Below are 15,820 nucleotides of genomic sequence, written 5' to 3'. Positions count from 1 at the left end.
GGTAACGCAACCATTTCACTTGATTGAGAGGCTCTCCCGCCTTAGCGTTCGAGCGGAGTTCCTTCCAATACGCGTACGCCATAGGCGTCCAGTTGTAACGACCATCCTTCGATCATGTCAGCGTCGCTCAACATGCTCAGAGATTCCGTCGGGTTCATCAAATCGTTCACTTCCCACTTCATCGAAACCGTTTGAATGAAATGAGTATGTTTACTTCTGCTTAACCGCATCTCAACGCTCTTCTCGGCGCCGTCCGAATTGGCAACGTAGAGCAGCCAACGCTGTCCGTTTGTCCATAGAATCGCAATAACTCGAGAATCGTCGGCGATCATTCCAGTGTAACTGCAATCGCCGAATGCGACCGTTTTGTGATGCCGAAGCGGCAATAGGCGACGATAGAACGCTTCGTTACCTAACTCGGCGCCATAGAAGGACATGAATCCGCCCTTCATGAAGGCAGCCATTCCGACAAACACGCGATGAGCGTCTAATCCGAACGCTTCCCGGTTGAATTGACCTTGATGAAACCCCGCCCATTCGTGGGAATCGTGCGAGTCGGTATGATGCACGACTTCGATGCCATCGGGGATCGCCGCTTCGGCTTCCTCCAGCCACTCTGCCAGGTCGCTCCATACGAGCGTGTTCTCCGAAGCTTTTCTCCAGAACTTGTCGGACATCCCGCGCGGATCTATAACGGTGGCCATCGCCGGATAGATCCAATGATAATCGTAGTTGTAGCGGTAAGGATGGTACCGGGCGACCAACGGCCCGCAGCCCTCCGTATACATAATTTTGTGAGGATACTGTACGGCTACCCTAGCTCCGATCTCTTCGATCATACGATAACCCGCGTATAATGCCGCATAAGGCGGCCTGTCGATCGTCGGATCCCAGTTGGGGAAGAAATTCCACGTCTGGGCATCGAGCCGAAAACCGTCGACGTTAAGTACCCGGATCAGATGGATCATTGCGTCGGCGATATGATGCTGCAGTTCCGGATTGGACAGATCGAACGATCGCGTGTAGGTACGGGCGAAGTCGCCGTTCTCATGACGCGAGAACCATTCCGGATGTCCTTCCAGATAAGGCGAATCAAAGCGATAACTTCCCTCCGGCATGCACCAGTCCTTCGGTTCCTCTTCGAGCGGACCATGAAACACGATATCGATGATTACCTTGATTCCGACCTTATGCGCGGCCTTTACCAGTTCGATTAACCCGGCTTGATCTCCGAATGTCGTCTCAATATCGAAGAAGTCGTAGACCGAATAGGAGGGAAACGGAAATCTCGGCATAATCTCCAACGCATTGAAACCCAATTCACGGATATCTTCCAACCTCTGGATCACATCATGATAGCTCTCGAATACGGTACGCGCCATTTTCTCTCCGACCTGAATCTCGCAGATGCTTAATCCGCGACGGTCTTGACTCGGCTCTCCAACGTACCGGTAAGGAGCAAAGGAGCTTGCCGCTTGCTTGACGGCATCGACCCTATCGCCGGCAAATCTACCGAAGTAGAACGTGCCGATTTCCACCGATTCTTCCGGCGCGAGTCGACAAGGACAATATACTGTGCTCTCCCTCGTGACTTGATCGTCGATCCGCAGAAGCCGCGACTTCATCGGGAAAATGTCGCTTACCCACCAAGTCAGCAGAGCGACGCCTTCCTTAGCGTCATAGATGCCCATAATACCTGAACGATTACCAGGTTCATCCGCCCCATAAGGCGTCGCCCCTTCTGTTGCAAACTGCATCGGATTCGGATAGTCGTCCAGCGGGCGGCGCGGTAAGTAGGGTAGCTCCACCTCGGGCGCGTACCCGGGCATTAAAATCTCGCAATCTCTGAGCCGATTGCGTCCCATTCCTCCTAGCGTCCATTTGAGGGAGCGGACCACCCGGTCTGTCGTCCCCTTGTTCCTAAGCGCGACCCGCAATGCCACGTCGGATCTCCCTATCCGAAAAGTAAGAGACATCTCCCATTCCCTGTCGATGGTCCGATTCAACGTCAATACGGCGTCCTCGTCCGCTTCGCCCGGCGTGAAAAATGCAGATAGGAGACATCCATCCACAGCACCGATGCGGTTCGTTCCCTGAACGCGAACCATCTGCCCGTCATTATTCGGACCGCTTTCGCCGTCCGTATCGAACTGAATAAGCGGCAGAGAAAACGTTAGCTCCTGACGTCCATTCCATCCCATTGATTTGAGCTCGCCCGTCGAAGCGTCATACCCGATGCGAATGCCTTGATGTTCGACATAGCTGATCATTTATTTTCCTACTTCCCGGAATGTCTCCGCGTATGCGGGCGGATCGTTTTTCTACACCATCCCTCAATGATATCGCTATCATAAAGTAATGACTTTCAAGCTGATTATCATGGGATGAGATCTTCAACATTAGCTCAATAACAGGAATCACACAAAATGATTGCGCAACCATTTGTTTCATCATATCGAGGCCAATTCGCTTTGTCAATAGTCAAATCGGCATAACTCATTATCCATTATTAGATCTGTGTAGGGCTGTACTTTCTCGAATGAGCAGCGCTGGTTTAAGCGTAATATTGCTGTTATCCTCATCGCCATTGATTTTTTTTACAAGTAATTGGACGGCAGCCTCCCCGACCTTGTACTGCGGGTGGGATACTGTCGTAAGCCGCGGGTAGATCTGATCTCCGATACTGATCCCGTCAACGCCGATTACCGAAAGTTCTTCAGGGATTTTGACGCCTAAGCGGTGAGCGGCGTGAATCGCTCCGACTGCCAGCAGATCGTTGCCGGCGAAGATCGCGGTCGGACGGGGTTCCATACGCAGCAAACGGGAAGCCGCTTCCTCCGCTAGCTTGACACTTTCGAACCGAATCAGCTCAATTCTCGCGGAATCGAATGGCAGATCATATTTATGATGGGCGTCTTTATAGGCCCGCAGGCGTTCAATCCATACGTTGGCATCCCGCTCTAAGGAAATATGGGCGATTCTCCGATGCCCGAGCTCGCACAAATGGCTCATCGCGATACGTCCGGCCAAGTAATTATCGACTTCTATGCACGACAAAATCGTCGATCGCGGATTGGGATCCATAAGGACGATCGGAATGCTTTTTTGCTTTAATTGTGATAGTTCCTCTAGATGAGCATGGAATTTCTCTTGCAGCTTCAACGAATCGAATTCGATCGACGTGACAACGATCCCGTCCACTCGTTTCTCCAGCAGCAGCTCCAGATTCTGTGTCGCCGTATCGTAGTCTTGCGCATTACAAATGATGACGTTCTTGCCAAGAGAGCGTGCCATCGTCTCGAGACCGAGTATGAATTCGGGATAGTACGGATTGGCGACGTTCGATAGCAAAAGACCGATCGTATCTGTTCGATTGGTCACTAGGCTCCTCGCTATGCTATTCGGCTTAAAATTCAACTCTTCGATCGCTCTCGTAACCTTCGCCCGTGTGGCAGGTTTTACTTGCTCAGGAGAACTGATTACCCGAGATACGGTAATGGGGGACACTCCGGCGAGTTTTGCGACATCCTTCATAGTAATCATAAGGCTCTCCATCCTGCTCTTGCAACAATAATGGTTGCGTTATCATTCTTATGATAATTTGATTTTAATCGGGTGTCAAATCCCCTGCTCCCGTCGAGCGATAGGGTTTGGCATCCGCAACAACCTCGACGCATATTTCTCCGTCCCCCAGCCCCATACTACAAGGAAAAAATCTCCTTGCAGATATGGAGGGCAACTTCAATGGCAGAACGGACAATTGTCGCTTACTTCAAAACTCCGGGGGAAGCGGAACAAGCGGTCGACAGGATGCAGGCGCTGCGATTGACCAATCATTCCATCGAGCGTAACGGCGGCGGCTATCCCGATGGCGACGCTCCGCAGGCGGGCAATCTTGAGTTTTCGCTGTTTGCAGGTTTCCCCGGGGCAAGCTACCTGGCACTCGGGAGCAACTTTATTCCCTCCGCCGGAATGCTGGCCGCCGCCAACATCAGTGCTGGCGGTTTCAGTTCGGACGGTTACACAAACGGCCGGGATCTTGTGCTGACCGCAACTGTGGATGAGGACGACTACGAGCAGGCGCTGCAAATCGTGGAGGAATCCGGCGGCAGCAGATGAGTCAAAAACAAAACGAAGCCCGATCTGTGCATGACACGCAGAGCGGGCTTTCGTTGTTATTATTCCTGCTCGACGGGGATAGCCCCGTTGGCGTTCTGGCGATACTCTGAGGGGGTCAGGCCGCTCTTCTTGCGAAAAATTTGCGAAAAATGGCGCATGTCCGGGTAGCCGACGCGCTCGGAGATATCCGCGATCTTCAGCTCGGATTCCCGCAGCAGCTCCATCGCCCGCTCCAGCCGCAGTTGGGTGACATATTCTTTGAATCCGTTGCCGGTTTTCTGCTTAAAAAGCTGGCTGAAATAAATCGGGTTCAAATAGACGATCGAGGCTACCTTCTCTAGCGAAAGGTCCGTAGAATAATGCCCCGCAATATATTGAAGCGCGACTTCTATGGCCTGGTCTCCGCCGCTGGCGTAATGGTCGTACACTTGAGTGGCTGCAGCCTTCCTCATCCGCTGCATCTCCGCGGGAACCTGTCTGAAGTCGGAAAGCCGATCAGTATGCTGAACTTGGAACGGCGCTTTGAGATACCGTTTAAGATGGCTTCTCAGTTGATCGACAATCCGATGCGGAGAGCCTTCCTCACGCAGCGTCACGAGCCCGAGCAAGCTCTTGGCGTCGATGCTGGCGACAAATCCGCTCCCTTCCGATTCGATCAACTCGGTCAGCACGTTTTCCACAATAAAATGCTCCAGCTTCATGTCGCGCTCGCTCTCCATGCGAACCATGACCAGATGGAAGCTGGGATGATTTTCGATAAACGGCTTCAGGTCGATGCCCCCGAGATCCAGTCCCGAAGCCCAGCGGGCGAATACGGCTTCCCTCAACAGACGCAGATTGCTCTTCAGCAAGTGGGTCTCTTGGTTACGCGCGTTCTCCTCGGCAATCTCCTCGCCCAGCTTAGCGATCAGTTGGATCAAGCTGTCCTTGCCGATCGGCTTGAGCAAATAATCTTTGGCCCCCAGCCGAACCGCTTCGCGAGCGTAGGCAAACTCGGAATAGGCCGAGATGACGACCCATTTCACATGAGCATGGCTCTTGCGGGAAATTTCCATCAGCTCCAGACCGGTCATTCCGGGCATCAGAACGTCGGTAAGCACAAGATCGATCGTTTCGGTCTTCAGCAGATCGACGGCTCCTTCCGGACTTCCAGCCAAGAATACGGCATGCTCAGGAAACTGGTTGCGAATCGTGCGTTCAATTCCGCTGCGGATGACGCTTTCGTCGTCGACGACAAGAATGTTCACGAGGCTACCCCCTTTCGGGCGGAATGGGAATCGTTACGATAACCTGGGTTCCTTCATTTAGACGGCTCGCAATTCCGACGCCGTAGTTTTCCCCGAACATGAGTCGAATGCGCAGATGCACGTTTTGCAAGCCGATTCCCCGCCTCCCGGCCCCGCCATGCTCCCCGCTCTCCAGCTCCCGCCGCGAAGAGCCGCTCTCTTCAAGAGAACGCGAAATGTGTTCTAGCGTCTCCTCGTCCATGCCGACGCCGTTATCCTCAACTATAATTTCCAGGTTGCCGTCCCGTTCATGCGATGAAATGCGCAGCAAGCCCGGGCGGTCGAGCGGCTCAAGACCGTACTTGACGGCGTTCTCGACAATCGGCTGAAGAAACATCTTCGGAACCTCGAGCTCGAGCCAGCGATCTTCGATTGCAAACTCGGTGTGCGCCCGACCTCCAAGCCGGGTCTCGATGATCGTCAAATAATGACGAAGCTGCTCCAGTTCCCTCCGCAGCGGAGCGCGAGACGCTTCCTCCCACTCGCTGCCGTAGCGAAAAATTTGCGACAATGCCAAGATCACCTTGCCAAGACGATCGTTCTCGCGTTCGTCCAACATCCAGTAGATCATATCCAGCGTATTAAATAGAAAATGAGGATTCACCTGAGACTGGAGCGCCTGCAGTTGGGCGTTCTTCTCGCTGATCGAGGCTAATTTGATCCGTTCGATCAATTCGTCCATCTGGTTCACCATTCGGTTAAAAGAGCTGACGAGCACGTTCAACTCCTGATACGACTGTACGCGCACCTGCCCTTTGAAATTGCCCAGCTCGACCTGCTTCATCTGCTGAATCAATCTCTTGAACGGAGAAGAGAAGGAACGCGACACGAAGGTCGCCAGTAAGGTAGCCGCAAAAACAAGCACGATGACGACGGACAGCAGAAACCGCTGCGTCTCCCTCAGCTCCAGCTGCAGGTCCCGCTTAGGCGTAATTCCGATGACCGTCCAGTCCGCCATGTCGATGCCGGCCGCCGTGATCATCGCATCCTTCTGTTCCGTAAGCAGCACTTCCCCCGGCTTAAGCGGACCGGGCCACCCGAGCGGAATTCGGTCCATATCGCTCTGAACAGGGTTCGTCCGAATAATCTCCACGCCGTCGGCGGCTTGAATGACAACGTTGCTGCCCGGTCCCAGACTGGCGTTCCTAAGTGCGGAAGCAATAGCGTCGGCATCGGTCTCGATCAGCACGATCCCCACCGACTTAAGCGCGCTCAGCTCGAACAACTGGCGACCGAACGCAAAGACCGGCTTGTCGATTCCTCCGCTCATAAGCGAATGAGGATAGACGCCCAACCAGATCATCTCTCCGGTAGATCGCTGCAGCCGAGTGTACCATTCCTGCTCGGAGTGGTCCCTTACGGTCGCTCCGACGGAACGATCGAAGCTGTATACTTTTCCATGGTTAGTGACAATATGAATCCCGACAATGTCGTTGCGGGAATAAAAGATGGCGCCGAGAATATCGGTAATTCTACGCTCCAGATTGACGCCCTCGACGGATTGCTCGGAGGAACGATCGCGAAGCAGCCGCATCAGTTCGTTGTTGGAGTTAAGCGATTTGGTGACGCTGTCGTACCCTTTAAGCATCAAGTCGAATAAGCCGACCGTCTGCGAAATGTTTTTCTCGGCTACGACGCTCATCTTGTCGCGAATTTGCTCCGTTGCCCGCTGATAGTAGACAAAGCTGACGATCAGAAGCAGACCCAGCATGCTGAAAAGGAATATCAAAAACAATCGTCCGTGAATAGATCGAAAGTTTATCATCCTTCCATGTTACCCCTTTACCGCGCCGGCTACCATCCCCTTCGTTATTTTCTCCGCCAGCAGGAAGTAAATGACGAGGACCGGCAAAGCGCCCAGGACAAGGAACGCGCCAATGGCCCCGTAGTTGACCGAATATTGGCTGACGAAGCTGTACACGCCGAACGGCAGCGTCTTGAGCTTCTCCGAGGAAATAAACGTAGCCGCCAAAATATACTCGTTCCAAACATTGATGAACGCCAGAATACAGACGGTCATCACCGGAGGAATCGAGACGGGCAGCACGATGGAGCCGAAAATTCGGAACACTCCCGCGCCGTCCACAATCGCCGACTCCTCGATCTCCGTCGGAATCGTCCTCATAAAACCGCTCAGAATAAATACGGCGATCGGCGTCTGGAAGGCGATATAGGGTAGAATCAGCGACAGGTGCGTATTCAGAATGTTGATATTTTTGAAAATAAGCATCAGAGGCAACAGCGTCGATTGCAGCGGAATCATCATCCCTAGCAAGAAGATCAGCAGAACGACTTGACCGTATTTCCAGCGAAAACGGGTAATCGCGAACGCCGTCAACGAAGCGAGCAAAATGATGCACAGCATCGTCACGATCGTAACGAATCCGCTGTTGTACAGATACTTCCAATAGTTCCCGCTGTCGACCGCGGCGGAATAGTTGCTCCACTGCCATACGGCCGGCAAGGAAAAAAAGCTGCCCGATAGAATCTCCTCATTCGTCTTAAGCGAGTAGATAAGCAGCCAGACTAGCGGATACAGCTGCGTGACGAGCAGAATACCGAAAAGCGCGAATACGGCCATTTTGCCGACGGATAATCGACGTTTGTTCCGGGCCACGACGACAGGCGCGTCCTTCTTCAGACTTAACGTTTGATTCATGCGGAGCGCCTCCTTTTTACGAGAATCGTTTGTCCAGCCGGTTGAACAGCAGGTTGATGACTACGGTTGCCGCCAGGCAGACGACGACCAGGAATGAAGCGATCGCGCTTCCATAGCCGTACTTCATGGAGAGAAAGCTCATATTGTACATATAGCTGGCCAGAACGTTGGTCGCGTTCGCAGGACCGCCGCCCGTCATGACCATGATCAGATCGAACGACTGCAGCGAGCCGATAAACGAGAGCACAACGGAGATTTTGAAAATCGGGACGATTAGGGGCAGTGTAATGTATCGATCGGCTTTGAAGCCGGAAGCGCCGTCGATTTTCGCCGCCTCGTAAATATCGGACGGGATGTTCTGGATTCCGGTGAATTGAATGAGAATGTGATAACCGAGATACTGCCACAACGCGACGACGATAATCGCGTAGATCGCAATCTTCGGCTCGGTCAGCCAGGAATGCGTCCAGGAATCCAGTCCGAGCTTAATTAAGATTTGGTTGATCATGCCCCCCATGGGAGCCGGGTTGTAGATCGTTTTCCAGAGCTGGCCGATGACGGCTACCGACAGGATGACGGGCAGAAAGTAGCTCGATACAAGAAAGCCTGTGCGACGCACGAAACGACTGATCAGAATCGCCACGAACAAAGCGATCGGCAGTTGAATAAGCATGGAAAATCCCGCAAGCAGAAACGTTCTGCCTACCGCAGGCCATAGTAGGGAATCGTTCGTGAACATTTTTTGGAAATTAGCCAAACCGACGAACTTCGCTTCGCCGATTCCGTTCCAGTCGAGCATCCCGTTGTATACGGAGACGAGGATCGGAGCGAACACCAGACATACGTACAACAGCAGACACGGCAGCACGAACGCCGCGATCGTCCACCAGGATACTCTTAACACCTTCAAGGCTCCCGCCCCCTTCAAGCGATACATCGATGACGAAAGGGGGGCGCGAACGCGCCCCCTCCGTTCTTGGTCGACGGATGTTATTCCTTGTTCTCCTCATAGCCCTTCTGATGATCCTTGGCCACTTCGGCCGAATCCTTCTGAGCTACGAACAGGTTTTGGATGCTGGACAGGTGAACCTGCGCCGTTCCCGGGTTCATCGTATTGTCGAACGCGAGGTCTCCGCCTTTCACGTCCTTGAACATGCCCAGAACTTCCATCGCCATATCGGAATATCCGGCCGCCTTGAAGTCTTCTTCGATGTTTTGCGCGACGCCGACGGCGCCTTTGACCGCAAATGCTTCTTTCGGGTAGTTCAACATGAAGTAGTTCAGGAAGTCGAGCGTCTCTTCGAGATGTTTGCTGTTTTTGGATACCGCGAACGCGCTTCCCGGCGCCAGCATGAATTCGTCCGGATTGCCCTTGCCGCCGACCGTCGGGAACTTGAAGACGCCGACTTCGCCGTTCTCGCCTACCGTGGAAGTCTCGATGCCGCCCGTTGCCCAGCTTCCCATGAAGTACATGGCCGCTTTGCCCGTTTTGAACAAGTTCTCTCCTGCGTTATAGTCGAAGGAAGTCGCGCCTTCCTGGAACGCTCCGGCTTGAACGAGATTCTGGAATGCGTCTACGGCTTCTGTGAACGCCGGATCTTCGAATGTCTTCTTGCCGTCCAGCACGTCCTGCAGGAAGCCCGGTCCGCCGTTCGTGCGAAGTAAGACATTCATGAACAAGAACGATCCGGTCCAGGAGTCCTTCTCGCCGATCGCGATCGGAGTCATTTTTTTGGACTTGAGCAGCTTTACGGTGTCGACCAGCTCTTCGAACGTAGTCGGAACTTTCGCTCCCGCTTCCTCGAACATTTTTTTGTTGTAATAGATCAGCGCGATATTGTTGCCGTCCGGCAGAGCGTAAAGGTTGCCGTTAAAAGAATAGTAATCCAGGATTCCTTCTTGGAACGTACCCTTCAGCCCGTTCTTCTCGACCATCTCGTTCAGCGGGGCGAACAGATCGGCATCCACGAACGGCTTCATCTGCGCAGCCGGGTTGACGATCGTAATGTCCGGCACTTCCTTGGAAGCCGCTTGCGTCTTCAGCTTCAGCTTCTGCTGGTCGGTGTTGAGGGAGTCCAGCTCGATTTTTATGTTAGGGTGATCGGCTTCGTATTGTTTAACGATCTTCTGCAGCATGTTGTATTTCGGGTCGGTCGGGTCCGGGTAGATGTTCTGGAACGTAATCGTTACGTTTTCTTTGCTGCCGCCGGACTCGCTCGCCTTAGGCGATTCGGATGCGGACGGGCTGGCTGCCGGGGAGCTTGCTTCATTGTTTTTGTTGCCGGATGATCCGCAAGCAGCCAAGCTGACCGCAAGCGCGCCCGCCATAGCGGAGGCTAACACCTTTTTATTCAGAACGTTCATCGTATATCCCCCTTGTGTGTTGTGGTAGCCTCATTATCCATCGAAGCCGCCGGACGAACAATAAACTTACTTAAGGGTTGATGTTTGTTTTTTTAAGGTGCCCTGTTGGGCGAGGTATATTGAGGTATGGGATGGTTGGGGTGGACGCGGTGTGGGCGGATTCGAGTGTTTGGCTGCTTCTTACGGTCTGCGAGGCCGTTACGCGGGCGGATTCGAGTAATTTGTGTCCAAACCGGAGAGGCTTACTCGAAAATCGTACATCGGCGTTCTCCCCATATTCATCAAAACCGCACAAATTATGTATCCCTATACTAATGACTATTATTTGTATCAACAAGCGTATTTTGACTATCCAAATGTTATTCCCGGGGCTAACGAAAGGTTCTATACTCAAAATGCGGCGCAGCTACGCGAGATTCCGAGAGAAAGAGATTGTGACAATACTTGTTTGCTGGGAGGAATGCAATCATGGAGTTTCCATCATGGTTCCACAACGCGATTCAGGAACGACTGGATGATGTATCTGCACGAATCCAATTTCATCCGGAATTGAGTAAGCATCGAGCAGAGGAGAAAAACGCGTTTGAGGCACTGTTTTCCTGGGTCGATACAACGCAATGTCCCGAGTTTATGGAATGGGAGGACAAGCATCATTACTGTCGGGCCTTGGAGAATGAAAGGTTATATTTACAAGGAATGCGCGACGGAGCAAAATTGGCTATTGCACTCCTGTCAGATCCATTTGCCATTCCTGCCGAGCAAGAAGGAACAACAAATTAGGAATGATCAATCGGGGGTTGAGGTTTCGGAACGAAGCTGGCGAATGTAATCGTACGGATCGTTAATCGGAGGTAGAGCAAATTTCTCTCGGGCTTCCACTGCCAGCTTGCTTGTCTCCGCCGTTGTCAGGTAAAGCGAACAACACTATGGGCGACCGCGACTATTGGGCATTAAGGCACATTCTTGGCCTTCATTCCACAGCTTAGGCAGCATCAAGGCACATTCTTGACCTTCATTCCACAGCTTGGGCAGCATCAAGGCACATTCTTGGCCTTCACTCCGCTGCTTGGGCAGCATCAAGGCACTTTCTTGGCCTTCATTCCACAGCTTGGGCAGCATCAAGGCACATTCTTGACCTTCATTCCACAGCTTGAGCAGCATCAAGGCACATTCTTGGCCTTCACTCCGCTGCTTGGGCAGCATCAAGGCACTTTCTTGGCCGGAAACGTAATTTCCAAATATACTCCTACTTCTGATTTCATCTGATACATGGACAATGGTTCTCCAGCCTGTATCGATTGTTTGCCCTAATTGCCAACTGCCCTTTACTGGTTATATCGTCATCTCACAATAAAACGTTACTCCCCTTCCCCGAGCCGCCCTGCAATTTTCGCGTCCCGATAGTATAATGAACAAAGGAAGGGGACTCGACAAATTATGAAAACATTGGTATTGGCGGAAAAGCCGTCGGTCGCGCGCGAGATCGCACGGGTGATGGGCAGCCATAATAAAAATAAGAGTTATATCGAAGGACCGAAATACGTCGTAACCTGGGCCCTGGGACATCTCGTCGGCTTGGCCGAGCCGGAGGACTACGATTCCAAGCTTGGAAGCTGGGCGCTGGAGGATTTGCCGATTCTGCCTGAGAGCATGAAGCTGAAGGTACTGCGCGAGAGCAGCCACCAGTTCAAGGCGGTGCAACAATTGATGCGCCGACCGGATATCGGAGAGCTGATCGTGGCGACCGATGCGGCGCGGGAAGGCGAGCTGCTGGCCCGCTGGATCATCGATATGGTCAAGTGGAAAAAGCCGTTCCAGCGGCTGTGGATTTCCTCGCAGACCGACAAAGCGATCAAGGAAGGCTTCGCTTCGCTGAAGCCGGGCAGCCAATATGAGCGCCTGTACCAATCTGCGCGCTGCAGGGCAGAGGCCGACTGGATGATCGGACTGAACGTCACGCGCGCCTTGACATGCAAATTCGGCTCGCCGCTCTCTGCCGGACGCGTGCAGACGCCTACGCTGGGCATGATCATGCAGCGGGAAAAGGAGATCTTGTCGTTCCGTTCGGAGGAGTTCAGCCAACTGCGCGTGAATCTGGGCAAATTCGAGGCGTTATGGCGCGGACCTAACGGGGATTCGCGGATTTTCGATGCGGCAAAGGCCAAGGAATTGCAGGAGAAGCTGTCCGGTAAAACAGGCAAGATCGTCTCGCTGAAGAAAAGCGAGAAATCGGTGCCGCACCCGCTCGCTTACGATCTGACGGAGCTGCAGCGGGATGCGAACCGTCTGCTCGGCTTCTCGGCCAAAATGACGTCCAACGTGCTGCAGCGGCTCTACGAACAGCACAAGCTGGTCACCTATCCGCGCACCGATTCCCGCTACCTGACATCGGATATGACAGGTACGCTGAAGGAACGTTTATCCGCCGTTGCTATCGGGCCGTATGCGCCGCTCGCCCGACCTCTGCTGCGCGGCCAGCTGCCGATAAGCAAGCGGATCGTCGACGACAGCAAGGTGACCGACCACCACGCCATTATCCCGACGGAGCAGGTCGTCATGCTGAATGCGCTGAGCAACGAGGAGCGGAGGCTGTACGATCTGATCGTGCGGCGGTTTATCAGCTTGTTTTACGGACCGGCCCGCTTCGATCAGGTGGCCGTGATCGTTCAAGCGGTCGGAGAGACGCTGTCCGCCAAGGGCACGACGATCAAGGACGCCGGCTGGAGAGCCGTCTACGACGGTCAATCGATGGAGGACGAGGAGAGCGACGATTCGACGGACGATAAGGATACGCTGCTGCCTGAGCTGAGGGAGGGCGAAGCGCTTGAAGTGAAGCTTTGCCGGATTCAGACCGGCAGAACTTCTCCTCCGAAGCGGTATACCGAGGCTGCCTTGCTGACGCAAATGGAGAAGCACGGCTTGGGCACTCCCGCCACACGTGCGGATATTATCGAGAAGCTGGTCAGCTCGGATACGATCGATCGGCAGGGCAATTCGCTCCACCCGACCGGCAAAGGCAAGCAGCTCATCGAGCTCGCTCCGGCCGATCTGCGCTCGCCGGACCTGACGGCCCGCTGGGAGGCGGAGCTTGAACGCATCGCGCGCGGTCAAGGCAAAGCCGATCCGTTCCTGAAAGGCATACGCGACATGGCTCGGGAATTAGTCGGCGGAGTCAAGAACAGCAACGCTTCCTACGTACCCCATAATGTGTCTGCCAGCCACTGTCCGGATTGCGGTACACGGATGTTGGAGAAAAAAACGAAGCGCGGACTGCTGCTCACCTGCCCCAACGACGACTGCGGCTACCGACGCTCCGGCGATCAGCAGCTCTCGAACCGGCGCTGTCCTCAGTGCCACAAGAAGATGGTGCTTAAAGAAGGCAAAGCGGGAAAATACGTACAATGCTTGCCATGCGGGTTAACGGAGACGTTGAACAAGGACAGCGCGCACATGAACAAGCGCGAGCAGCAGCGACTCGTCAGCCAATTCTCCAAGCAGCAGGAACCTCTCGGCAATAGTCTCGGCGACTTGTTGAAGGCGGCCATGGAGAAGAAAAACGGTAACTAGAGCGGACTTAGAATTCATATACCAAGGCTTCGAAGAAATCAACAAAGCGCCCAGCGGCCCTGCTCTGAACCTTATGGTTAGGAGCCGGGCTGTTCATGTTGACCGCGAAGCCGCCAACCTTTAGCTTGACCCTCTCCCTATCCTCATGCTACCTTAATTGATAATGATTCTCACTAAAGTCAATCCGAAGGGACGATCTCCATTGTCCGAACAACTTTCTCCAGGCTTGCCCCTTTTTCGAGAGCTTAACGATCTCTGGCTCAAACTCGTCGACATCGAATGGCTGGCCCACGGACCGCTCGAGCCTCGACTGGTCGGCACCCATGCCATCCTCGCCATCGCGCAGGGGGAAGGGGATTTGACGATCGGGCTGCAAGAATTCCATGCCTCTTCGCATTTTGTTTATTTCATATCGCCCGGACAGACGATTGCCGCTCGATCCGATAACGGCGAAACGTTCTCCTTTTATTTGATTCATTTTCGTGTGAGAGCAGAGAACGGATCCGACGGGGATTTTCCCGCAAGCGGAGAGCTGCCTGCCCCGTCTCGCGCAGGGAGCGACACAACTGCCGAAACGCTGCTTCGCTATTGGTCGGGAGGCGAGCCTCTGCACCGGCTTCGGGCGCAAGCTCTGTTCCAGGAGTGGCTCTACCGGCTGCTGCAGCCGATGCCTCGCAATGCGGTCGCCAATTCACGCTTGGCTCTGGAACGAACAAAAGCCTATATCGATACCCACTATCACGAAAATCTGACGATCGAGCAGCTCGCGCGGCTTGCGGAGATCAGTCCGAAATATTATGTCGATCTGTTCAAAAAAACGTACGGCCTCAGCACGATCGACTACGTTACCGAAACGCGGCTGAGCCAAGCCAAGCGGTTAATGGCGCAGTCGGATATGAAGCTGAACGAGATCGCCCGCCGGGTCGGCTATCAGGACGAGTTTTACTTCAGCCGCAAGTTCAAGCAGGCGATCGGCCTGTCTCCTTCCGCCTATGCCAAGAGCCGGCAGCGCAAAGTCGCAGCCTATATGTCTCCGGTCGTCGGCCACCTGTTGGCGCTGAATCTGATGCCTTATGCCGCTCCCCTTCATCCGAAATGGACGCTCCACTACTATAAAACCTATCGTGCGGACATTCCGCTCCACTTGAGCGCCTATCGCTTTAACCAGGATTGGGAAGCCAATCTCGCCGTCTTGACAGATAGCAGGCCCGATGCAATCGTCACGCTGGATCATTTGCATCCGGGAGAACGCGAACGGCTGGAAGACATCGCTCCTGTGCTTGTGCTTCCCTCCCGGGAGACCGGTTGGCGGGAGCAGCTGCGTTTGACCGCTAGATTCATCGGGGTCGAGAGCGATGCGGAGGCTTGGCTCGTCCAATATGAACGCAAGCTGCGCCGACTTGGCGAGAATATCCGGCAAGAGCTGGGCGACGAATCTTTGCTTGCTCTTAGCTACTATAAGGGGCAATTTTACTCCTGTCCCACGCGCGGAATGCAGGAGCTGCTGTGCGAGGAGTTGCAGCTTAATCTGTTAAAACGGACCTATAATGTGCCGATTACGGCCGAACGGATCGCCGAGCTTGACGCCGATCGGATATTGCTTAACATTTGCCAAGAACCCGAGACGCTTTCCTTCTGGCAAGCGCACCAAGCCACACTGCTATGGCAGGACCTGAAGGCGACGCGCCAAAGCAAGGTCCACTTCGTGCCCTCCGACCCTTGGCGAGAGTACTCCGCTCATGCCGTTAGTCGAATGGCCGACGATCTGGAAAATCGCCTATGCGTAAATTATCCATTGTAAATCAGGAAATTGTCCATGTTCACA

At 53.8% G+C, this 15,820-nt stretch carries 12 protein-coding genes and 1 pseudogene; 4 read left to right on the top strand and 9 right to left on the bottom strand.

Translation table 11 applies throughout. The annotated features are described in order from the left end of the window. Window positions 1-41: 41 nt before the first annotated feature. From J4772_RS02295 to J4772_RS37455, 3 genes and pseudogenes are all read right to left on the bottom strand, one after another. Window positions 42-2,270, bottom strand: a complete 2,229-nt coding sequence (locus tag J4772_RS02295; protein WP_209074002.1) for an alpha-amylase family glycosyl hydrolase — start codon at window positions 2,268-2,270, stop codon at window positions 42-44. Window positions 2,271-2,499: 229 nt separating this feature from the next. After that, window positions 2,500-3,381 (bottom strand): LacI family DNA-binding transcriptional regulator, encoded by an 882-nt coding sequence (locus J4772_RS02290; RefSeq protein WP_247740984.1) that lies wholly within the window; start codon window positions 3,379-3,381, stop codon window positions 2,500-2,502. 30 nt (window positions 3,382-3,411) lie between these two features. After that, window positions 3,412-3,534, bottom strand: a pseudogene (locus J4772_RS37455) (LacI family DNA-binding transcriptional regulator); the annotation flags it as partial. Between the two features lie 210 nt (window positions 3,535-3,744). Here J4772_RS37455 and J4772_RS02285 point away from each other — a divergent pair. Beyond that, window positions 3,745-4,119 (top strand): hypothetical protein, encoded by a 375-nt coding sequence (locus tag J4772_RS02285; protein WP_116065421.1) that lies wholly within the window; start codon window positions 3,745-3,747, stop codon window positions 4,117-4,119. A gap of 59 nt (window positions 4,120-4,178) precedes the next feature. Here J4772_RS02285 and J4772_RS02280 read toward each other — a convergent pair whose 3' ends face one another. The 5 genes from J4772_RS02280 to J4772_RS02260 all read right to left on the bottom strand — a co-directional run bounded on the left by J4772_RS02280 (window position 4,179) and on the right by J4772_RS02260 (window position 10,428). Then, complete coding sequence (locus tag J4772_RS02280) at window positions 4,179-5,366, bottom strand: response regulator (RefSeq protein WP_209074000.1); 1,188 nt, start codon at window positions 5,364-5,366, stop codon at window positions 4,179-4,181. 4 nt (window positions 5,367-5,370) lie between these two features. Continuing rightward, the gene (locus J4772_RS02275) at window positions 5,371-7,170 is read right to left on the bottom strand and encodes a sensor histidine kinase (protein ID WP_209073999.1); all 1,800 of its coding nucleotides are present in this window, start codon (window positions 7,168-7,170) and stop codon (window positions 5,371-5,373) included. A 9-nt stretch (window positions 7,171-7,179) separates the two neighbouring features. After that, a complete protein-coding gene (locus tag J4772_RS02270; RefSeq protein ID WP_247741155.1) occupies window positions 7,180-7,986 on the bottom strand; it encodes a carbohydrate ABC transporter permease in 807 nt (268 codons plus the stop codon). A 94-nt stretch (window positions 7,987-8,080) separates the two neighbouring features. Continuing rightward, complete coding sequence (locus J4772_RS02265; protein WP_209073997.1) at window positions 8,081-8,974, bottom strand: carbohydrate ABC transporter permease; 894 nt, start codon at window positions 8,972-8,974, stop codon at window positions 8,081-8,083. A gap of 80 nt (window positions 8,975-9,054) precedes the next feature. Further along, window positions 9,055-10,428, bottom strand: coding sequence for an extracellular solute-binding protein (locus tag J4772_RS02260; protein ID WP_116065425.1), 1,374 nt, complete (start codon window positions 10,426-10,428; stop codon window positions 9,055-9,057). A 468-nt stretch (window positions 10,429-10,896) separates the two neighbouring features. On the opposite strand from J4772_RS02260, the gene J4772_RS02255 reads away from it, so the two are divergent. Beyond that, the gene (locus J4772_RS02255) at window positions 10,897-11,208 is read left to right on the top strand and encodes a hypothetical protein (RefSeq protein WP_209073996.1); all 312 of its coding nucleotides are present in this window, start codon (window positions 10,897-10,899) and stop codon (window positions 11,206-11,208) included. Between the two features lie 144 nt (window positions 11,209-11,352). Here J4772_RS02255 and J4772_RS02250 read toward each other — a convergent pair whose 3' ends face one another. Continuing rightward, window positions 11,353-11,631, bottom strand: a complete 279-nt coding sequence (locus J4772_RS02250) for a hypothetical protein (RefSeq protein ID WP_209073995.1) — start codon at window positions 11,629-11,631, stop codon at window positions 11,353-11,355. Between the two features lie 234 nt (window positions 11,632-11,865). On the opposite strand from J4772_RS02250, the gene J4772_RS02245 reads away from it, so the two are divergent. Continuing rightward, a complete protein-coding gene (locus J4772_RS02245) occupies window positions 11,866-13,995 on the top strand; it encodes a DNA topoisomerase 3 (RefSeq protein WP_209073994.1) in 2,130 nt (709 codons plus the stop codon). A gap of 202 nt (window positions 13,996-14,197) precedes the next feature. After that, entirely contained in the window at window positions 14,198-15,796 is a 1,599-nt protein-coding gene (locus tag J4772_RS02240) for an AraC family transcriptional regulator (protein WP_247740983.1), read from the top strand. The last annotated feature ends 24 nt before the right edge of the window (window positions 15,797-15,820 follow it).

Source organism: Cohnella sp. LGH (assembly GCF_017671885.1).
Classification (GTDB): Bacteria; Bacillota; Bacilli; order Paenibacillales; family Paenibacillaceae; genus Cohnella; species Cohnella phaseoli.
This window is presented reverse-complemented; position numbering and strand designations above follow the sequence as displayed.